The sequence below is a fragment of the Alteromonas sp. CH_MED4-4 genome, assembly GCF_037029575.1.
GTDB lineage: Bacteria > Pseudomonadota > Gammaproteobacteria > Enterobacterales > Alteromonadaceae > Alteromonas > Alteromonas macleodii.
This window is the reverse complement of the sequence record NZ_JAYMEU010000003.1, coordinates 243,117-263,863: the sequence shown is the minus strand read 5'-3', so window position 1 is coordinate 263,863 and position 20,747 is coordinate 243,117. Positions and strand designations below refer to the sequence as shown.

At 46.2% G+C, this 20,747-nt stretch carries 16 protein-coding genes; 10 read left to right on the top strand and 6 right to left on the bottom strand.

Annotated features, from left to right (window positions below):
* The 3 genes from WA381_RS03960 to WA381_RS03950 all read left to right on the top strand — a co-directional run bounded on the left by WA381_RS03960 (position 1) and on the right by WA381_RS03950 (position 3,357).
* The gene (locus tag WA381_RS03960; protein WP_039228695.1) at positions 1-816 is read left to right on the top strand and encodes a class I SAM-dependent methyltransferase; all 816 of its coding nucleotides are present in this window, start codon (positions 1-3) and stop codon (positions 814-816) included.
* A gap of 27 nt (positions 817-843) precedes the next feature.
* Positions 844-2,136: a phosphoribosylamine--glycine ligase gene (purD, locus tag WA381_RS03955; RefSeq protein ID WP_061486808.1), complete on the top strand. Its 1,293-nt coding sequence runs from the start codon at positions 844-846 to the stop codon at positions 2,134-2,136.
* A gap of 468 nt (positions 2,137-2,604) precedes the next feature.
* Positions 2,605-3,357, top strand: a complete 753-nt coding sequence (locus WA381_RS03950; protein WP_069945194.1) for a glucosaminidase domain-containing protein — start codon at positions 2,605-2,607, stop codon at positions 3,355-3,357.
* 169 nt (positions 3,358-3,526) lie between these two features.
* Here the strand turns inward: WA381_RS03950 and WA381_RS03945 are convergent, their stop codons facing one another.
* A complete protein-coding gene (locus WA381_RS03945) occupies positions 3,527-4,288 on the bottom strand; it encodes a sugar-binding protein (RefSeq protein ID WP_061486810.1) in 762 nt (253 codons plus the stop codon).
* Positions 4,289-4,445: 157 nt separating this feature from the next.
* Between WA381_RS03945 and WA381_RS03940 the strand changes: the two genes are divergently transcribed.
* The 5 genes from WA381_RS03940 (at position 4,446) to envZ (ending at position 10,198) form a co-directional block, all read left to right on the top strand.
* Positions 4,446-5,381, top strand: coding sequence for an ion transporter (locus WA381_RS03940; protein WP_014977768.1), 936 nt, complete (start codon positions 4,446-4,448; stop codon positions 5,379-5,381).
* A gap of 122 nt (positions 5,382-5,503) precedes the next feature.
* Positions 5,504-6,409 (top strand): phosphoribulokinase, encoded by a 906-nt coding sequence (locus WA381_RS03935; protein ID WP_014951296.1) that lies wholly within the window; start codon positions 5,504-5,506, stop codon positions 6,407-6,409.
* Between the two features lie 167 nt (positions 6,410-6,576).
* Positions 6,577-7,722, top strand: a complete 1,146-nt coding sequence (locus WA381_RS03930) for a DUF2855 family protein (protein WP_061486811.1) — start codon at positions 6,577-6,579, stop codon at positions 7,720-7,722.
* A gap of 298 nt (positions 7,723-8,020) precedes the next feature.
* The gene (ompR, locus tag WA381_RS03925; RefSeq protein WP_014951298.1) at positions 8,021-8,743 is read left to right on the top strand and encodes an osmolarity response regulator transcription factor OmpR; all 723 of its coding nucleotides are present in this window, start codon (positions 8,021-8,023) and stop codon (positions 8,741-8,743) included.
* 135 nt (positions 8,744-8,878) lie between these two features.
* Positions 8,879-10,198 (top strand): two-component system sensor histidine kinase EnvZ, encoded by a 1,320-nt coding sequence (gene envZ, locus WA381_RS03920; RefSeq protein ID WP_014951299.1) that lies wholly within the window; start codon positions 8,879-8,881, stop codon positions 10,196-10,198.
* Positions 10,199-10,221: 23 nt separating this feature from the next.
* On the opposite strand, the gene WA381_RS03915 is transcribed toward envZ, so the two are convergent.
* The 5 genes from WA381_RS03915 to hslR all read right to left on the bottom strand — a co-directional run bounded on the left by WA381_RS03915 (position 10,222) and on the right by hslR (position 17,549).
* A complete protein-coding gene (locus tag WA381_RS03915) occupies positions 10,222-11,394 on the bottom strand; it encodes an MFS transporter (RefSeq protein WP_156087238.1) in 1,173 nt (390 codons plus the stop codon).
* 141 nt (positions 11,395-11,535) lie between these two features.
* A complete protein-coding gene (locus tag WA381_RS03910; protein WP_156087240.1) occupies positions 11,536-13,959 on the bottom strand; it encodes a TIM-barrel domain-containing protein in 2,424 nt (807 codons plus the stop codon).
* Between the two features lie 253 nt (positions 13,960-14,212).
* Entirely contained in the window at positions 14,213-15,775 is a 1,563-nt protein-coding gene (locus WA381_RS03905) for a phosphoenolpyruvate carboxykinase (RefSeq protein WP_061486814.1), read from the bottom strand.
* Positions 15,776-16,221: 446 nt separating this feature from the next.
* Complete coding sequence (hslO, locus tag WA381_RS03900) at positions 16,222-17,121, bottom strand: Hsp33 family molecular chaperone HslO (RefSeq protein WP_156079017.1); 900 nt, start codon at positions 17,119-17,121, stop codon at positions 16,222-16,224.
* A gap of 23 nt (positions 17,122-17,144) precedes the next feature.
* A complete protein-coding gene (gene hslR, locus WA381_RS03895; RefSeq protein WP_015000020.1) occupies positions 17,145-17,549 on the bottom strand; it encodes a ribosome-associated heat shock protein Hsp15 in 405 nt (134 codons plus the stop codon).
* Positions 17,550-17,678: 129 nt separating this feature from the next.
* Here hslR and gspC point away from each other — a divergent pair, with 129 nt between their 5' ends.
* Both gspC and gspD read left to right on the top strand, forming a co-directional pair.
* On the top strand, positions 17,679-18,596 hold the full coding sequence (gene gspC / locus WA381_RS03890; protein ID WP_061486815.1) for a type II secretion system protein GspC: 918 nt from the start codon (positions 17,679-17,681) through the stop codon (positions 18,594-18,596).
* Between the two features lie 98 nt (positions 18,597-18,694).
* Positions 18,695-20,746 carry a type II secretion system secretin GspD gene (gene gspD / locus WA381_RS03885; protein ID WP_156087242.1) on the top strand — a complete coding sequence of 684 codons (2,052 nt, stop codon included), beginning with the start codon at positions 18,695-18,697 and terminating at the stop codon, positions 20,744-20,746.
* Position 20,747: the final 1 nt, after the last annotated feature.

Below are 20,747 nucleotides of genomic sequence, written 5' to 3'. Positions count from 1 at the left end.
ATGAAAAAGTTAGCCCAATATGTGTTAGCCGCAACCCTAGGTGTAAGTGCTACTTATGCCAGCGCAGATGCGATTTCTGATGCCGCAATGAGCGATATCCGCTCTGCTAGTGCAAAAGTACGCGATGAGTACCGTAATCCTCAGCAAACACTGCGCTTTTTTGGCCTTACCCCAGACATGACTGTGGTAGAAATCTCTCCAGGTGGTGGTTGGTACGCCGACATCCTTTATTCTGTTGTAAAAGATAACGGTAAGTATGTAGCTGCTCACTTTTACGTTGATGATGAAACCAGCGGTTACTTTAAAAAATCGGTAGAAGGCTTCAAAGAAAAAATGAAGCCGGGCATGAAGTACGAAGGTGCTGAGCTTACTGCATTCGACCCAATCAAAGCGTTAGATATTAGCGACGCAGGTAGTGCCGATATGGTGCTGACGTTTCGCAACGTACACAACTGGTATATGCGTCACGGTGACGAGGGTATCGACAATGCATTTGGCGCATTTTTCAAAGCGCTTAAGCCAGGTGGCGTACTGGGCGTAGTGGAACATGAGCTTCCTGAAAGCGCAGATGATGAAGCAATGAAGAAAAGTGGCTACATGAAGCGTTCTTACGTTGTGGCTGCCGCCGAAAAAGCAGGCTTTGTGCTTGAAGCAAGCAGCGATGTCAACGCGAACCCAATGGATACTGCCGACCACCCGAAAGGTGTGTGGACGCTACCTCCACGTTTGGCGCTAGATGATCAAGATCGCGAAAAATACATGGCGATTGGCGAGAGCAATCGCATGACGCTAAAATTCACCAAACCAAAATCATAAAATTAAACACTCAAAACGGAACAGTTAATGAACGTACTTGTAATTGGCGGCGGTGGCCGCGAACACGCGCTAGCGTTTAAAGCAGCGCGGTCTTCTGATGTTTCAACAGTATTTGTAGCACCTGGCAATGCAGGCACAGCTACAGAACCTAAGCTTGAGAACGTAGCTATCGATGTAAATGATATTGCTGGCTTGGTTTCTTTTGCTCAGGGTAACGATGTTGAGCTTACTATTGTAGGCCCAGAAGCGCCGCTAGTTGCAGGTGTTGTTGATGCGTTCACAAACGCTGGTTTAATGATTTTTGGCCCCACTCAAGCTGCCGCGCAGCTTGAGGGCTCTAAAGCTTTTACCAAAGACTTTTTGGCTCGCCACAACATTCCAACGGCCGAGTATCAAAACTTCACAGAAATTGACCCAGCTATTGCCTATGTGCGTGAGAAAGGCGCGCCGATTGTAGTAAAGGCTGACGGTCTTGCTGCGGGTAAAGGTGTTATTGTTGCGATGACCCTTGAAGAAGCGGAAGACGCTATCCGCGACATGCTGGCAGGTAACGCGTTTGGCGAAGCCGGCAGCCGCGTAGTTATTGAAGAATTCCTAGACGGTGAAGAAGCGTCGTTCATTGTCATGGTAGACGGCAAAAACGTACTTCCTTTTGCCACCAGCCAAGACCACAAGCGTGCTGCTGACGGTGACAAAGGGCCGAACACAGGCGGAATGGGTGCATATTCTCCGGCTCCGGTTGTAACGCAGGACATTCACGACCGTATTATGCAAGAAGTGATTATGCCAACAGTTAACGGCATGGCTGCTGAAGGCAACGACTACGTTGGCTTTTTATATGCTGGCCTTATGATTATGGCTGATGGCACTCCAAAGGTAATCGAATACAACTGTCGCTTTGGCGATCCGGAAACCCAGCCAATCATGCTGCGCTTAAAGTCTGACTTGGTTCCACTTTGCCAAGCAGCGTGCAAAGGCGAACTTGCTGGTAAAACGATTGAGTTTGATGAGCGCGCGTCGGTAGGTGTTGTGCTTGCCGCTGGCGGCTATCCAGGCAGCTATGATAAAGGCGACGTGATTACTGGTTTCGAAGAAGCCGCTAAGTTAGACGGAAAGGTTTTCCATGCAGGCACCGCCCTGCAAGATGGCGAAGTGGTAACCGCAGGTGGCCGCGTACTTTGCGCTACAGCTTTGGGTAACAACGTTACCGAAGCGCAGCAAAAAGCCTACGAGCTACTAAAAGCCATTCAGTTTAAAGATGTGTACTACCGCACTGATATCGCGCACCGTGCGATTGCGCGTGAAGCTGAAGCCAAGTAGCCGAAAGCCTCATAGAAAGTGCTAAATGAACGCAGCGTAATGCTGCGTTCTTACATAATTACGAAAAGCCAGGGTGTGAATTCTACGCCCCCCACTTTTACTCTTACCTACTCTTACCACTTACTTACCATGCTAACGTGCAGTAAACGCAGAAATCGTAGTTTCCCAGCTACATATCACTGCTTAACCTGATACTAACGCTCAACACAAAAGAAAACTCGCGCTCAGTACATAAGCAATAAGGTATTGAATTTCACATCGAGTCTGATTTGGTACTTGCCGATAGTACTGTATACATTATAAATCTTTAATTTACTGACCTTCTCCATATGTTGCAGCGCATACAAGAACCTGTATGGTATTAATATCAATCCGCATAGATGATTAACCACTTAGCGAGATTTAATAAGCTCAGGTAGTCTGCTTAAAAAGCGTATTATTTCATTCTAATAAAAGAGGTATCACCTGATGTCGAACACTAAACTTATTGCTGTGTTGCTTGTAGCAGTAGTGGCGAGTACCGCAGCGTGGTTCGCCTTTTTTGCCAAAGAATCTGCTCCAGACTTTACTGCTTATGCCGCAGGCCCTGACCGAAAAGCGGCATTTTTTGAGTATTTCACTCCTATTGTAGTCGAGGTGAACAAAGAGCTAGCCACCGATAGAGAGCAAATTCAAAGTTCTTGCGACGCGGATGAAGCAGACAATCTAGACCAGTTCCTGACAAAGTTTCGTGTTGACGATGCTGACCTTGAACAGGAGTCAGCCTGCGAGGTGTTGTTAAGGCGTGCCGACATTGTTCCTGCGTCGTTAGCAATTGCACAAGCAGCGAATGAAAGTGCATGGGGTACCTCTCGTTTTGCAAAATTAGGGAACAACTTTTTTGGTCAGTGGTGTTTCTCTAAGGGCTGCGGTATCGTTCCAAAATCGCGTGACACTAACAAAAATCATGAAGTTGCTGATTTCCGTTCGCCTGCCGACTCAGTAGAAAGCTACATGCTAAATTTAAACACCCACGATGCTTACAAACCATTGCGTAAAATTCGACAATCCTTACGTGAAGAAGACAAGGCTGTCACCGGGGTTGCGCTCAGCTATGGCTTAGGGAAGTATTCTGAGCGTGGCGATGAATATGGAAAAGAAATACGTGAGATGATCAGTTTTAATAAACTTGCAGTGCTGGACAAGTTAGATCTGAGTAAGCAGGAAGGCGAAGCCAATTAACTCAACCAGCTAGAGCGTGACGAGCTCTGTAGCACATTTATTTATCGCCAAATGGCATGGCTTTTAGTCAAGGTGAGTGATTGCAGGTTAAAAGGAGTGGCATTTCTGCGACTCCTTCCAATTACGCGCGGCAAGTCAATCAATTAAAGTAGCGACAAATTATGGTTCACTACTTTGTCAGCTTCACCTTTCCAAACACCGATGCATCTTTATACCCCAAGTTTTTATCGCCGTTTACTGGGGTGATCTCATGAGAGCCTAAAAAGTGCTCTCTGTCGCCACCATCCGCATCGCAATAGGCAAGCATAAAGCCCAGTGTCATACCTTCTTTTAAGGTGGCAGGCGAATTATCTTTTCCGTGTTGATAGCTATCATCAAATACACGTACCGCTGCTTCCCAATGAATCTTATGCGGCGCCGATATATCTCGCTGCCATTTGTTCTCTACGTGATCATTGTAGAGTTGTGGTACAGCCTCTCCTGCTTCATTTGGACCAATATCAACAACCTGATTATCTAACGCTAAGTGATAGGCAAACGCATTGTAGTTATTAAGGTGATCGCCACCAGAGGCATCAGCATCAATAAAAATTTCTAAACAGTCATCATCCCAATAACGTTCAAGGGGATTGGCATAGGTATCTGAGAGGTGATCGTCTTGTATTTCTGCCAACAGATACAGCGCATCCTTGTTCCATCGCAGTTTATATCGACCAGAAAAATCACCGGACTCAGGAGCCGAGCCCCACATAAGCGACGTCATTTCATGCCAATCGCCCCCTTTCCATGCAGCGTCATTGGCTACACCATCTATAACAGGTGGCGTTGATGAAAAAAGTACGCTGTCAGACTTAGCTTGTGCCGTGGGCACAGACACAGCCACAAGCAGTGCCGAGGTTAGTACTGCCCCTAAATGTTTTGCACTTTTCAATTGGATACGCTCTTTGTTTGCTTATTTGTATTTTAAACTACCATGTTTTGACCCCATCCGCGCTTGAAAATAGCACCGAACACCTCCTTCTTTTTTAGAAGCATTACCAATTTGCAACGGTAATTGGTATAAAAAGGACATTCGTTCCCTCACTACCGTGGCTATGTCATTTCAAAACGCGTGCTATCACATCCTTGCGCCTGCCAGCGAGGCTCACGAGTACAAAAAGCTCAGCAAAATATTTGATGTATTTCTTATCGCGTTAATTATCGTAAATGTTGTCGCTATGATGCTGGAAACAGTGCCGGGTATCCCTGCCATTTGGCAGTACGAACTTCATATAATCGAAGTGGTTTCAGTACTGATATTTACCGTTGAGTACTTTCTTCGTTTATACGGCAGCGCATCGGCCCCAAACCGTCCTAATCACGAACGTACAACGACATGGCAAAAGCGCTGGACCTATTTGAAAAGCCCCATGGCGCTCGTCGACCTAATGGCAATTCTGCCTTTTTACTTAAGCGTTTTCGTGGCGTTCGATTTACGTATTTTGCGAATATTTCGGGTAATGCGAATTCTAAAAATTGGGCGCTATTCGCGCTCTATGCAAACTCTCGTTACCGTATTGCGCAACGAGTCTCACAGCCTTATTGCGGCGTTAAGCGTACTTTTGTTGTTCACGATTATCGCCGCCACCTGTATTTATTACATTGAACATGCTGCTCAGCCCGATGTTTTTAGCAGTATTCCCGCTTCATTGTGGTGGGCACTCGTCACGCTGACCACGGTGGGCTATGGTGACGCCGTTCCTATAACTGCATTGGGTAAAATATTTGGCGGCCTCATAACTATAATGGGTATCTGTTTTTACGCCCTACCAGCGGGTATTTTATCTTCTAGCTACACGTCGCAGATGCAGCTAAAACGCGATAGGTTTAAAGACACAGTAAGAAGCGTTTTGGACGACGGAAAGTTGAGTGAGCACGATGTGCACCACCTAGAACATGTTCGCGCACTTCTTGATTTAGATGAAGAGGAGGCAAAGCTAATTGTGCGCCTATTGCAGCACCATCACAAACGGCTAGATGATTGATTACACGCAGGCTGGAGCGAAAGCAACTCCCAAGAATCGAGTGGTATGCGCTTATACCTCCCCTTGATTCTTAGCTCACATCAGCTTATAACTAGTACCCGTCATTTCCAAAAAGAATTCCTATGTCTGTCAAACACCCTATTATTGCTATAACAGGTTCTTCTGGCGCGGGTACTACTACCACGACCAACGCTATACGCCATATTTTCAGGAACTTAAGTGTTAATGCTGCGGTTGTAGGAGGCGATAGTTTTCACCGTTTTACCCGCCCGGAAATGGAAGTGGAAATTCGCAAAGCCCAAGAGCAAGGCAGGCATATCAGCTACTTTGGCCCTAAAGCCAACGACTTTGAGCTACTGGAATCCCTGTTTAGGGAATACGGCAGCTCGGGTACAGGACAGTTTAGACAATACCTTCACACATTCGATGAAGCCGTGCCTTTTAATCAAATGCCCGGCACCTTTACACCTTGGCAAGATTTACCCAAAAACACTGACTTGCTGTTCTATGAAGGTTTACATGGCGGTGTAAAAACGGAAGAAAATGACGTAGCAAAACATGTAGATTTACTGGTCGGCATGGTGCCGATCGTAAACTTAGAATGGATCCAAAAGATTGTACGCGACACCACTGACCGAGGACATTCTCGTGAAGCGGTAATGAGCAGCATAGTGCGAGGACTGGACGACTATTTCCACTACATCACGCCACAATTTTCACGCACCCACGTTAACTTCCAGCGCGTACCAACCGTTGATACCTCCAACCCCTTCAGTGCACGGGAAATTCCAACCCAAGATGAAAGCTTTGTGGTTGTGCGCTTTAGACGGGAAATGAAGACTGTGGACTACCCCTACCTACTTCAAATGATCGACGGCGCGTTTATGTCTCGCATCAACACCTTGGTTGTACCCGGCGGAAAGATGGGCTTAGCCATGGAGCTCATTTTAACTCCGCTCCTTGAAGACATCTTAAATAAAAAGCGCAGAGCTGGTCATCAGATGGATTGGTTGAGCAGCGACGAGTAAGCCCAATATACATCGCTTCTATAGGCATGTATTTAAAACAGTAAGTCGTAATGGCTCATGCCCTGCGTCAATCTAGGTTCTATTCGGAAACTTTCTTGGTTTAGCTTCTTGATTTAGTTTCTTGATTTAGTTTCTCGACCTAGTTTTTGACACAGCAGGCTCCTATTATGACCACAATTAAAAGCCAACAAATTTGGGTAGACCAGCAAAACCTTGCCAACACTAACGTTGTTTCCCGCGATATAAACATCAACGACTTACAGCAAGACGAAGTATTGCTTGAGACAGACAGCTTTGGCTTTTCTGCCAACAACATCACCTATGCTGCACTGGGTTTTAAAATGGGCTATTGGGGCTTTTTCCCTGCAAAGAGTGATAATGACGTTGATGAAGCACATGGCTTCGGTATTGTGCCCGTTTGGGGCTTTGCTACCGTTAAGGCGTCTTGTCATAGCGATATCAAAGTAGGTGAAAAGGTGTTCGGCTACCTGCCTATGGCTAGCCATTGGGTGATAAAAGCTGGCAAAGTTGCCCCTCACGGTTTTTCAGACATCCACGAAAAACGGAAGAGCATTAGCCCTGTTTACGATCAATATCTTCGCTGTGCCGCCGACCCCGGCTACGACAAAAACCGCGAAGCATGGCAGCTTAATTTTAGACCCCTTTATATGACTTCGTTTGTTCTCGATGACTATGTGGCAGAGAAAGCAAACAATGAAACCTTACTGTTGTCGAGCGCTTCGAGTAAAACCGCACTGGGTACAGCGCAACTACTTAAAGACCAAAAGGCCACTCGAAACGCAAGCTACAAGGTGGTTGGGCTAACCTCGAAACAAAACGTGGATTTGGTAAAAGCGTCCGGCTGCTACGATGAAGTGTATAGTTATGACGAACTCTCAGCCCTGAGTAGCGAAGGCAATAGCAGTAAAAGCAGCGATGCGCGCTACTGGCTGCTTGATTTCGCTGCCAACGGTACGTTGATTAATGACCTTACCAAGCAGCTTGGCGACAGCCTGAGCGACGTTACACTCATTGGTGCGACAGATTGGAAAGCCCAAGAGAAGCCCAACCCCAAATTGCTCAATGCAGAGATATTTTTCGCGCCAGCTCGCGTGAAACTGCGCCAACATGAATGGGGGCACGAGGCCTTTTTGGCAAAATACGCCAGTGCATGGAAACGCTTCGCAGAGAAAGTGAGCGATCAGTTTTATGAGCAATCGCACCGCGGAGCTGATGCTATAACGCAGTTATATTTAGAAACGCTTAATGGAACGGCGCAAACAAAAGCCCTTAATGTCGTCACTTTTGATTAGCGCTCCTTAAGGATTACAACTTGAACTGCTGATGTGTTGTTGCAGTGCCTACGTTATAAAGCTTCTCACCAATACGTAGTTCACTATAAGCTCAGTGGGAAGAAAAGCGTAATGGCTTCCTCCTCGTTGGAGTCTGCTGGGCTTTTACTGGGCCTTTGCTGGCTCTTTCTTTACATCTAAGTTCGACAGACCTAGACACTATTTGTAACAAACATCCCCAGCCTTTTACGCTTTTCTCGCTTTTGTATTTCACATCTTGTGGTTATAGTGAAACAAAAGTAAAACGAAAGGTATGAGTATGGGTCAGGAAACCTCTAAAATTCTCGTTGTTGATGATGACATGCGTCTGCGCAGCCTATTAGAGCGCTATTTACTCGAACAGGGCTATCAAGTACGCAGTGCGGCTAACGCAGAACAAATGGACAGACTGCTAGAGCGCGAGAATTTTCACCTTATGGTTTTGGACCTTATGCTACCTGGTGAAGACGGCTTGTCTATTTGCCGCCGATTGCGCCAGCAAGAAAACGACATGCCCATTATTATGCTTACTGCAAAAGGCGATGAAGTTGACCGCATTATCGGCCTTGAAATGGGTGCAGACGATTATTTGCCTAAGCCATTTAACCCACGCGAGCTACTAGCGCGTGCTAAAGCGGTATTGCGCAGACGCAGCAGCGAAGCGCCGGGCGCGCCGTCTAAAGATGTGCAAATTGTGGAATTTGGCAACTACAAGCTGAACCTCGCCACCCGTGAGATGACAGCTGGCGATACACCTTTAACACTGACGAGCGGCGAGTTTGCAGTATTAAAATCTCTGGTTACTCACCCCCGCGAGCCATTGTCGCGAGACAAACTGATGAACCTAGCGCGTGGTCGCGACTATAGTGCGTTAGAGCGCAGTATTGACGTTCAGGTTTCGCGCTTACGAAGAATGCTTGAAGAAGACCCTGCCAACCCTCGCTATATTCAAACTGTATGGGGATTGGGCTACGTATTCGTGCCTGATGGCGAACAAGTTTAGCACCTATGACTGATACGGCGGGCTCTACCGTCTTGGCCTGTGCGCAAGTGAAGTATGTTTACTCATGACCCCTAATTATGCGTTTACCTACTGCCATTCCAAACTCTGGCTTATGATTCAAAGCGACGGCATGTTATGCGTTTAATTCCCAAAAGTGCATTTGGCCAAACCGTCATGCTTATTGGCGTGCTGTTGCTTATTAATCAGATTGTGTCCTACATCTCTGTTACCTATTACTTTATTCAGCCCAGCTACCAACAAATTAACAGCTTATTGGCCACCCAAGTTAAATCTGTGCTCGCCAACGATTTGCTGGTGACTAACCAAGAGACCCGAGACCGCTATTTTCAAAAAACACAGGTGCAGGTCTTTGACGAAAGCGTTGCCAAACAGAATGGATTAGAAAGCGCCGTATACTATAGCTATATTTCTTCTCAGGTTAGCGAGCAGCTCCGGCAGCTTGCAGATGTGCGCATTAGCACCACCACGCAGGCCAGTGACGAAAATGCACCTTACATTGTGTGGATATCCCTGAACCGATACCCAGACACGTGGATCTCTATTCCTATTTCAGGACTTAACGAAGCGAATATATCCCCTCTTACTATGTACTTGATGGTAATTGGTATATTAAGTGTGGCCGGAGGCTGGTTGTTTGTAAGACGCATGACTCGCCCGTTGTCAGCCCTGCAAAAAGCAGCGATAGCGGTGGGTAAAGGCGAGCACCCAGCACCGCTTCGCGAACAAGGCAGCACCGAGATGATTCAGGTTACCCGGGCGTTTAACCGCATGAACCAAGGCATTAAGCAGCTTGAGAATGACCGAAATATCATGACAGCAGGTATTTCTCACGACTTGCGCACACCGCTTACCCGTATTCGCCTTGCCTCGGAAATGCTGCCGGAAGATCAAGACTGGATTAAAGACGGCATTGTAAATGACATAGAAGACATGAACGCCATCATCGACCAGTTCATTGACTATGCGCGCTACGACACCGAAGAAGTCACTCAAGAAACCGATTTAAACGCGATTATTGCAGAACTGGTACAAGCCAGACATTTAGACGATAAGCACCACATTGAACTTAAACTCAACGCCATTCCTCCGTTGTCGCTTCGACGAATTGCAATGAAACGCGTGATCGACAACCTCATCGAAAATGCTTTCAAGTACGGCTCGGACGATATTGCAATTAGCAGCTTTTACAATCGCCACGAAAAGCGCGTGTATTGCAAAGTACGCGACTTTGGCCCGGGAATACCGGAAGCGGAGCTCGACGGTGTATTTATGCCGTTTGCACAAGGCGACAAAGCCCGCAATTCGTCAGGTTCAGGCCTTGGTCTTGCCATAATAAGGCGAATTGTAGAAGCTCACGATGGTGAGGTGACGTTGCGAAATCATCCTCAGCAGGGCTTGGTCGCAGAGTTTTATTTACCTTATCAAACCCATTAAGCCCAAAAACACTACACGGATTATTAGCTTCGGTGGTACTTAATTTTTCGGCTGTATCCATAAGATGCCAACCACAGCACGCAGCCGCCAAGGGGAATTACCCAAAACGCCGTAGTAAGTGGCGCGAAGTTCGCCCATAGTCCGGTAGAAAACGATGCCACTTGCACGCCAGTAGAGTTACCGATAATAGAAATACCAGAAAGTACGGGGCCGTTGTCACTGTCGATATTCATTGCCGCAGAAAGTGCTAACGGGAAGAGCCCACCTAGCCCCAAGCCAAGCAGTAAGTTACCAGCACCAATCCCATAAAATGAAGGCATTAGCTTCAGTGCAAATACACCCGCAAGCGAGGCTGTTGCCATGATTACAATCATGCGGTGTACCGATACAAATCGCAGTAAAAACGGGAAGGTAAGACGACTGATCACCATGCCAGCGGTAAAAAATGCCAGTAAGTTTCTCGACTGTTCGCCGGTAAAGCCTAAGCCGTTTTGCGCATAGCTCACAAACCAGTTCGCGTTACCAAATTCTACAGCACCATAGCCAAAGGTAAGCAAAGTTAGAAATATGAAAACAGGCTGCTTAATAATGACCCCAAACGCCAAGGTCTTTTTAGGTGCTTTAGGCTGACCTTTAAGTATTTTTGCCTGAGAGCGCGCCGCAATAAATGCGTAGCACGAAAGCAAAATCATAACGCCTGCCAACACCTGAATAGGTAAGCGCCAGTTGTGCTCAACAAGGTATAACAGTGTTACAAAGAACGACGCCGCAAACGTTCCTAAACTGAACATAAAGTCCATTAAGCCCATCATAGTAAAACGCTTTTCTGCGTACATTCGTGCAATAAGCGTGTGGCCAATAGTAAATATTGTTGAGCTCACCACACCGATTAATACCGCTAACACCAAAAACCACTGCCAAGCGGTAAGTACTGACACAAGCAGCAACAGCGCCGTATTCATACTGAATAACGTGGCTAATAGCGGCATATACTCAAAGCGACTGGCATACTTGCCACCAATCACAGCGCCTAACATCATGCCTACAGAGAAAAGCGAGAAAAGTGCGCCACTGACTACTTCAGACATTTGCAGATCGGCTGCAATATCTGGCAGTAATATTCCCCACAAGAGAAACAATTTACCAATTAGAAAAAAACCAGCAAAAATAACGATGGTGGCAGGAAGTCGGCTCATTTAGGCTCCATGGCTGATATCAGTAGAAAGACATCCGATTTAGGCGTGAGGGCACAGCTTAGTTATGCCCCTTGACCACAAAGTGAACCTTTTGAGGGCGCTGACCTTTACTGTGCAAGAAAGAACAGCAGCCCTTAATTATCACATAATCACTACCTTTACAGATTGCTGATAATCGCAAGAAAATGCAAGTGAAAGCGTTTTCCCTTTTTCATCCCACATTACAGGTACGCTCCTGCCATCAAGTGAAACGCTCTGTGGTTTTTCGCTTAAACCATGCACGACGTAAGTGATGTCTCGCTGCCTTGGCATGCCTATATAGCTGCCTTCGCTATCAAGCATCAGGGTTAATGCGGCCTTATCGTCTACTGACGCATTAAGAAGTAGCTTTGTATATAAGCCTTTTTTGACAGACGCTGGATTTTTGCCGTCATCCTCGTAATAAGTATATGAAGATGAATTCACTGAATTGTCATGCCAGTAATGCATTTCTATTTTACGGGCATCAAACTGCTCTGTGCGGCTAAGCCCGTCTGCCATTGGCATAAAGCTTCCTGCTTTTACCCACACTGGAAAATTATCTTGGCTTAGCGGGTAGTTAACGGTTTGGTCACCTTGGTATTTCGTATCAGAGAAAAAATCAAACCATACGCCTTCAGGCAACTTGGTCGGCCACACCGTTTGGTTAGCGCTAGTCACAGGCGAAACTAACAAGCCATCGCCCCACAGATAACTGTCTGCATTTTCAAACCAATCGCTTTCACCGTACGCCATAGCTACCGGGCGCATTAATGGCGTGCCGTAAAGCGCATTTTCAAAGGCCAATGAATAGTTATAAGGCAGCATGTCATAGCGAAGTTGGATAAACTTGCGCGCAATAGACTTTACGGGATCGGCGTGGAAAATTGGCTCCGGCGCAATATTATCTTGAGCGTGGGGCCTAAATACCGGTGAAAAGGTACCGAACTGAAGCCATCTTGTATAAAGCTCGGGATCAAAGGTTTCGCCTCCAGCAAACCCACCTAAGTCGGAATGGGTATACGCCATTCCAAAAACACTCATTTGAAGTGCCAACTCTACCTGAGGTTTAAGTCCGCCCCAGCTTCGACTCACATCGCCTGTCCACGGCACCATTCCGTACCGTTGACTGCCCAAAAATCCTGAACGCATCAGCACAAAGGGGCGCGTGTCGGGTTGTAGCGCAGTTAAATTCTTATACACGGTTTTCGCCCACTGATGACCGTAGGCATTGTGCACTTCTGCGCCGCTTACTTTTGTAGACTGCCACATGTGCTGAATATCATCAGGATGCACTTCTGGCTCACCCAGGTCGCCCCACCAACCGGCAACACCCTGTGCCGCAAGTTTTTCATAATATTGCCAAAACCAATCTTGACCCGCTTCACTGAACACATCGACAAGGCCGGTATTGCCAAAATAAAAATCGAAGGTATACGGCGCACCGTTATCGTTTTGAGCAAGGGCATTATTGGCAACGGCACTATCCCATTGCTTTGACGTCGTAAGAATAAAAGGCTCGGTTATCAGCACGGTTTTCACGTCTTGAGCGCGTAGCTCACTAATCATTTTCTCGGGCTCTGGGAAAGTGGCGGCGTCCCAACTTAAGTTCCCCATGTGCCCCTTAATGTCTTTACCAAACCAATATAAATCGAGCACTACGGCATCAACGGGAATATCTTGCGTGTTAAAGGCATCGACGACATCCATCACTTCATTTTGTGATTTATAGCCAAATCGAGATGCAAAGTTACCCAGCAGCCAGCGTGGAGGAAGCGGCTGTTTTCCCGTTACTGCAACGGTAGACCTTACTGTATCTTCTAAATTTTCACCCAACACCATGATGTAGCTAGCACGGCCACCTTGTGCCTTAAATAGCAACTCGTCGCTGTTCGTTTTGCCAATATCTAGCTCACCAGAAGCGGTGTTATCGAACAATACGCTGTAATTTTTTGACGACATCACAGCCGACAAGCCAAAGTACATCTGATTTGAAGACGTGGTGTAACCATAGTGTGCTTTGTTATATAGCGGCATGCTATGACCACGACGATCCATACCTAAAACGCGCTGACCACCGCCGTAGAGCTTTTCGTTTTCATCTAACGCAAACGACAGGCTAACGCCGTTACTGGAAATACTCAGTCCGCCTTGCTCTCTCGCGACAATTTTGCCGTTAACAGAATAACTGATAGCGTGCGTCGCCTTATCAACATGCGCTGCAATATTATTGAGTTTTAAGATTAGGGTTGTCTCAGTTTCAACTAGCTCTACATCATTAGCTTTTTTGTTTTTAACATCAGTCAACGCGGGCTCGGGAAGCGCCATAGACGGTAGATTTGCGTAAGGCGTGCCATTGTCATCAGTAAGATACGTTACTTGAAAGCCACTATCGTGCAACGCGCTTATCGTGAAGTCATTGGTATCCGTATCAATATTTAGCGTTGCTTTTTCGAGTGTCGCTGTTTGAACTTCGGCTACCGTATTTACCGAGAAAAATGCCAAACCAGCACATGCAAGTGCTATACGCTGTTTCCTGTCTATCATGCTCAAAACCTTCTTTATGCTTCAAAGCGAAGCGCACCTAATTAGCGAACCGCACTTAATTAACGAAGCGCGCTTAATTAAAGCCTTCTTGTGTACGGTGAATGATAGCTAGTGCCTTGCTCAACTTAAATAAACATACGTATTCATAATGTTAAATTTGTTAACAACAACACAAAAAAAGCCCGCAACACGGTGCGGGCAAAACATCAATCACGTTGAGTGTGATGAACGTTGGGAAGGGGCAAACCGAGTGTTAGTTACCCGGCCCGGCTTTAACGATAGCGTCGCTAACGTCGTATTTTTCAAAGTTCTGTTTAAAGTCGTTGACTAAGTTAGCGGCGTATTCGTTGTACTTCTCTTTGTCTGCCCACGTGTTTTGTGGCACAAGCAAATTGCTGTCTACACCGTCTATTGCCACTGGCACATCTAGGTTTAACGCGTCAATGTGCTGGGTTTCAACATCAGCCAAATTGCCCGATACAATTGCGTCGATGATGGCGCGCGTAGTAGGGATATCAAAACGGCTACCTGTGCCGTAAGGGCCGCCTGTCCAACCGGTATTAACCAAGTAAACCTTAGCGCCAAACGCTTTAACACGCTTAATCAGAAGCTCTGCATACACGCCTGCTGGACGTGGGAAGAAAGGCGCACCAAAACACGTTGAGAAGGTTGATTCAATATCGCTAGTAGAGCCAATTTCAGTAGAGCCTACTTTCGCTGTGTAACCGCTTAGGAAGTGATACGCCGCAGCTTCTTCACTTAACACTGAAACAGGAGGCAATACGCCACTTACGTCACAGGTCAAAAATACAACCGAGCGAGGCTCGCCGCCTCGGTTTTCAGCAACGCGCTTTTCAATGTGTGAAAGCGGATAGGCCGCACGTGAGTTTTGGGTTAACGACGTGTCGGTATAGTCCGGCGTGCGTGTTTCATCAAGCACTACGTTTTCTAGGATGGTACCAAACTTGATAGCATTCCAAATTACTGGCTCGTTCTTTTGAGATAGGTCGATACATTTAGCGTAGCAACCGCCTTCAATATTAAATACGCTACCTGGTGCCCAGCCGTGCTCGTCATCACCAATCAAGAAACGCTTAGGATCGGCTGAAAGTGTTGTTTTGCCAGTACCTGAAAGACCAAAGAACAAGGTCACATCGCCTTCTTCACCCACGTTGGCTGAACAGTGCATAGGTAGCACGTCTTTTGCCGGAAGCAGGAAGTTTTGCACTGAGAACATGGCTTTTTTCATTTCACCCGCGTAACGCATGCCCGCAAGCAATACGCGTTTTTTCGCGAAGTTGATGATAACTGTGCCGTCGCTGTTTGTACCGTCACGCTCTGGCTCACAGGTGAAACCAGGTACATTCAGAATTTGCCAAGGCTGGTCGCCTTTAACATTCCACTGCTCTGGGATAATAAAAAGGTTACGAGCAAAAACATGCTGCCACGCAGTTTGCGTTCTTACTTCTAGCCACAAGGCATGTTCAGGGTCTGAGCCCACTTGAAGGTGTGAAAGAAAGTGTTCTTGGGTAGACAGGTAAGCTTCAACGCGATCCCACAGCGCATCGAATTTATCAGAATCAAAAGGCTTGTTTACCTTGCCCCAATCAATGTCGTTTTCTGTCGTAGGCTCTTTAACGATGAATCTATCGTTTGGAGAGCGACCTGTACGTTTTCCGGTTTCAACGACTAGCGCACCGTTTTTATCGAGGACACCTTCGCCGCGCTTTACGGCGCGCTCGATAAGTTCTGCATTTGGCAGGTCGGTGAGTGGCGTTACTTTCAGATCCGTTTGAATTGAGGCTGCTGCGGTCATGGCTGTTACCCTATATGTAATTTTTCAAAAGCACTTTCAAAAAAGTATCACCTCTTAGAGTGTAATGTAAACAAGGCCTAGTAAGCATTTATAAAACACATACTCACTATTTCTTACAACGGAATTTCATAAATATTGTAAATTAATTACAAGGAAAGCCTTTTCCTTGGATATAAATGCAAAAATAAGGCGTAGAAAACCTATATTGATCGATGAATTTCAAAATAAAACATGACAGTTTTCTTTCGAAAGAAGAGATGAAAACTTTCACTAGTACAGGAATAAAAGAAAGATTGAACTGTGTAGAAAAGTTAAACACTTACAGATGAGCAATTTTTAACCACAAGTGAAGTGTTGAACAAACCCGTCGATGTATGTTTTGAGGAGCTCAGATACAAAAAAGCACCTTCGAATGAAGGCACTTTAATAAAGCAGTAAATATGTAGTTACTGATTTGAAGACGGTGCGTCGAAGTTGCCGCTGTGAATGGCCTCTACGTCGATACTATCGAAGCAATATTCGGTATGACAATACTGACAATTCATTTTGATCGCGCCTTCTTCAGCAATAATTGCATGAAGTTCAGACTTCTCAACATGACGAAGTGCTTCTGCGCTGCGCTCCTTTGAGCATGAGCAAGCGAAGGTTACGTCTTTAGCTGGGTACACTTCCACATCTTCTTGGTGGTAAAGACGATATAAAATGTCTTCAACCGACAAAGAAAACATCTCTTCTTTGGTCAATGTTTGAGTAAGCTTAGTGATATGAGCAAACTCATTGGCTTGCGACACATCGGTAGCGCTGGCATCGGTAGGTAATACCTGAAGCAACACACCCGACGCTTTTGCGTGTTCTGGATCGCTTAGATCTGTCATCAAGTGAACGCTAGTTGCTAGCTGCTCTGACTGAGTAAAGTAACTCTCAATACATTCTGAAAGTGAAGGTTTATCCAATGCTACAACGCCCTGGTAACGTTCGCCTTCATCTGGAGTGATAGTAATGACCAATACCGCCTGAGACAAAAGCTCTGAGAACGTTTCAGGTAATGTTTCTAATGTCTCGTCCCAGCGAGCTACACCGCGAAGCGTTTGTTCGTGAGTGGCGTTTAATACCGCGTAACTTACCGGGCCTTTACTTTGAATTTGAAGTGAAATTTCACCTTTAAACTTAAGCGTTGCCGTTAACAATGACGTCGCTGCCGCCATTTCACTTAACAATGTTTGAATTTGCACAGGGTATTCATAGCTGTGCACAATTTGCGTTAAGCTCTCATCAAGACGAACTAATTCGCCACGGACGTTAGCTTGGGTAAATAAGAAGCGGTGTAATTTATCGAAATCGCTCATAAGTAATCCTGTTGAGCAGCTCACTATTGCTGCTTAAATTTAATAATCTGTCGTCGCTGCTTTTTATCAGGTCTATGATCTGGTTTAGGGCTGTGAAATGCGTTCATTTTGCGCGCAGCTTGGTTTTCTTCACGTTTTGTTACACTTTCAACCGTCTCTTCGAACAGCGCTTGCGCCAAAGGCGCGCTCAATCGCTTGTCGCTTAAGCCTAGCACCTTAATTTCACGATTATCCCATCCTGAGGGAACTTTAATCATGGCGCCAAGCTCTACATGCTTGCCAGGTTTGGCTCTTTGCCCGTTGTACTGGACTTTTCCCGACTGCACCATGTCTCTTGCTATTGCGCGGGTCTTAAAGAACCTTGCAGCCCATAGCCACTTGTCCAGCCTGACATTTTGTGTTGTATTGTTGCTATCCGATTGGCTCATGTAATATTTTCGTAATGGTGTGGCTTTAGTGTTGTGACCCTCACCTTTACTAGGCTATTATGGGTTTGCTAAAGCGCGGTTAACCAAAAATTCACTATATTATAATAAAGCAGTACCATCAGTGGCAGCATGACATTCAATAAACCCAACCCACAATCTCTGGTTGTTTATCTGAACCAGCATCAAAAACAGCTACATACCATCGTAGTGGTTCTGCTCAGCCTGTATTTAATTGCATTTGCTGCCAAACTCGTGTGGCGAATTATACCCGAACCTCAACTATCTGCGACACCCACAGTAAGCCGTGCTCCGGTTATTTCTTCGTCGTCAGGCCAAAATGGGGTCAACATTGCCAAAATACAACAGTTGAATCTGTTTGGTAATGCAGCGGCTAAACCCGCGGAACCGGTAGCCGAAGTTACTGACGCGCCAGAGACACGCTTAAATTTGACCCTGACCGGCGTTGTTGCCAGTTCAGAGCAGGAAGCGGGCACCGCTATTATAGAAAATCGCGGCAGCCAAGCAGTATATGGTTTAGGTGAAAAGATTGAAGACACCAACGCCACGTTGCAAAAGGTGTATAACGATCGCGTTATTATTAAGAACGGGGTAAGAAACGAAACCCTGATGCTTGACGGAATTGATTACGATGAAGCTAATCGTCGCCGTGAAATGCAAGCGAGAAACCGACCTGAGCCGCAGGAAGAGGAAGAAGATACAGTTGAGCTTAGCGAAGAAGCGCTAGAAGCAACCGCTGCTCTGCGAGAACGCCCCGCTAACTTCACAGACTTTATTTCAATATCGCCAAAAACCGAAGAAGGCCAGCTTATTGGTTATCAAGTAAGTCCTGGCAAAGAACCTGAATTATTTAAATCGGCAGGGCTTCAGGCTGGCGATGTCATTACACAAATTAACGGGCTAGACCTTACCGACTTGCAGCAATCGCAAGAGGCACTGTCTGAGCTACGCAATGCACAAACAATAGAATTAACGATTATTCGAGATGGCAGCTTAACCACGCTTTACCTAGATTTACCCGAGTCTTAATACCACTAACGGTAGCAGCGCTATATTGTCGCTAGGTAAGCAAAATAACAATTAAAGCAAATCGGTCATCGACAAGTTAGGAAATGAAGGACGTTAGAATGAAAAGGCGCACTAGCCAAAAACTATTATCTCGCTTGAGCACAGCCATGTGCACGGCGCTTCTGTGTTTCTCGGTGACAGCCGCTGAGTACATGCCTAATTTCAAAGATACCGACATTAACGAGTTCATTAATATCGTTGGTAAAAATCTAGAGCGCACTATTATTGTCGACCCCAACGTACGTGGGAAAATAAGCGTACGCAGCTACGACATGCTCGATGAAGATCAGTATTACCAGTTTTTCCTAAACGTACTTCAAGTGTATGACTTCGCCGTTGTAGAAATGCCTAGCGGTATTTTGAAAGTGGTTCGCTCTAAAGACGCCAAAACATCGAACATTCCAGTAGTGGAAGGCGCTAACCGCGACGGCGACGAAATGATCACTCGCGTTGTTCCTGTGTATAACGTACCGGTACGTGAACTTGCGCCTATTTTACGCCAGCTAAATGACCAAGCGGGCGGCGGTAACGTAGTTAGCCACGACCCATCAAATGTGATGATGCTAACCGGCCGTGCAGCGGTAGTGAACCGACTGGTAGAAATTATCGAGCGCGTGGACCGTGCCGGTGACGAAGAAGTTGAAATCGTTAAACTTCGCTATGCGTCAGCATCAGAAATGGTGCGCATTATTGACAGTATTAATAAGTCACAAGGTAAAGCCAATACTGGTACTAAGTCTGAGCCTCGCGTAGTGGCAGACGACAGAACTAACTCAGTTATTGTAAGCGGTGATATTAAAGCGCGTCAGCGTCTTATTAACCTTATTCAGCGCATGGACCAAGAGCTTGAGTCAAACGGCAATACCCGCGTGCTGTTTCTTAACTACGCTAAAGCGGAAGATTTAGTAAAAGTATTACAGGGCGTATCTGCAAGCATTCAAGCTGAAGAGCAAGGTGGTGGCACTACGTCACGTCGAGCTGGCTCTAACCGTGAAATCAGCATTGATGCGCACGAAGATTCTAATGCCATTGTTATTACCGCAGAGCCGGACATGATGCGCTCATTAGAAGAGGTTGTACGTCAACTTGATATTCGCCGTGCACAGGTACAAGTTGAAGCCATTATCGTTGAAGTTTTTGAAGGCGACGGCAACACATTAGGTGTGCAATGGGTGTCAGAAGAGGGCGGTGGTACACAGTTCAATAATGGTGTTATAGGCGTCGGTTCATTAGCTGTGGCACTACGACAGGCCGAAGATAGAGAGACCACGCAAACCAACATCACTGCCAACGGTGAAGTGGTAGAAACAACGGACACGATAGAAGGCGACTTCACTGCTCTTGCAAGCTTACTTGGCGGTGCAAACGGCCTGATTGCGGGCGTTATCGAAAATGGCTGGGGTGCTGTGGTACAAGCGGTCAGCACAGATACCAATTCAAATATTCTTGCCACACCTCACCTAACTACCATGGATAACGAAGAAGCGTTTTTCATTGTTGGTCAAGAGGTACCTATTATTACGGGTACCACAACAGGCGCGAACAACTCTAATCCTTTCCAAACGGTCGACCGACAAGAGGTAGGCATCAAACTTAAAGTGACGCCACAAATCAATGAAGGCGATGCGGTACAATTGCTTATTGAACAGGAAGTGTCTAGCGTGAGCGGCGCAACGTCAGTAGATATTTCAATTAACAAGCGTGAAATTAAGACCACGGTTATTGTTGATGATGGCGGTACTATTGTTCTTGGCGGCCTTATCGACGAAGACGTTCAAGAGAGTGAATCTAAGGTACCACTACTGGGTGATATTCCAATTCTAGGCCATTTATTCAAATCTACATCAACCAGCAAGCGTAAGCGTAACTTGATGGTGTTCTTGAAACCGACCATTGTCCGTGACGGTGCAACCATGAATACAATCAGCCATCGCAAATACAATTACATTCGCGCACTGCAGCTAAAACGCCAGCAAGAAGGTGTTTCGCTAATGCCTTACGAAGAAACCCCGACTATTCCACAATGGGATGATGCGCTAGCGTTGCCACCTTCATTCGAAGAGTACCTTTCTGAGAAAGAGAAGCAGAAACAAGAAGAAGGTAACGACTAGC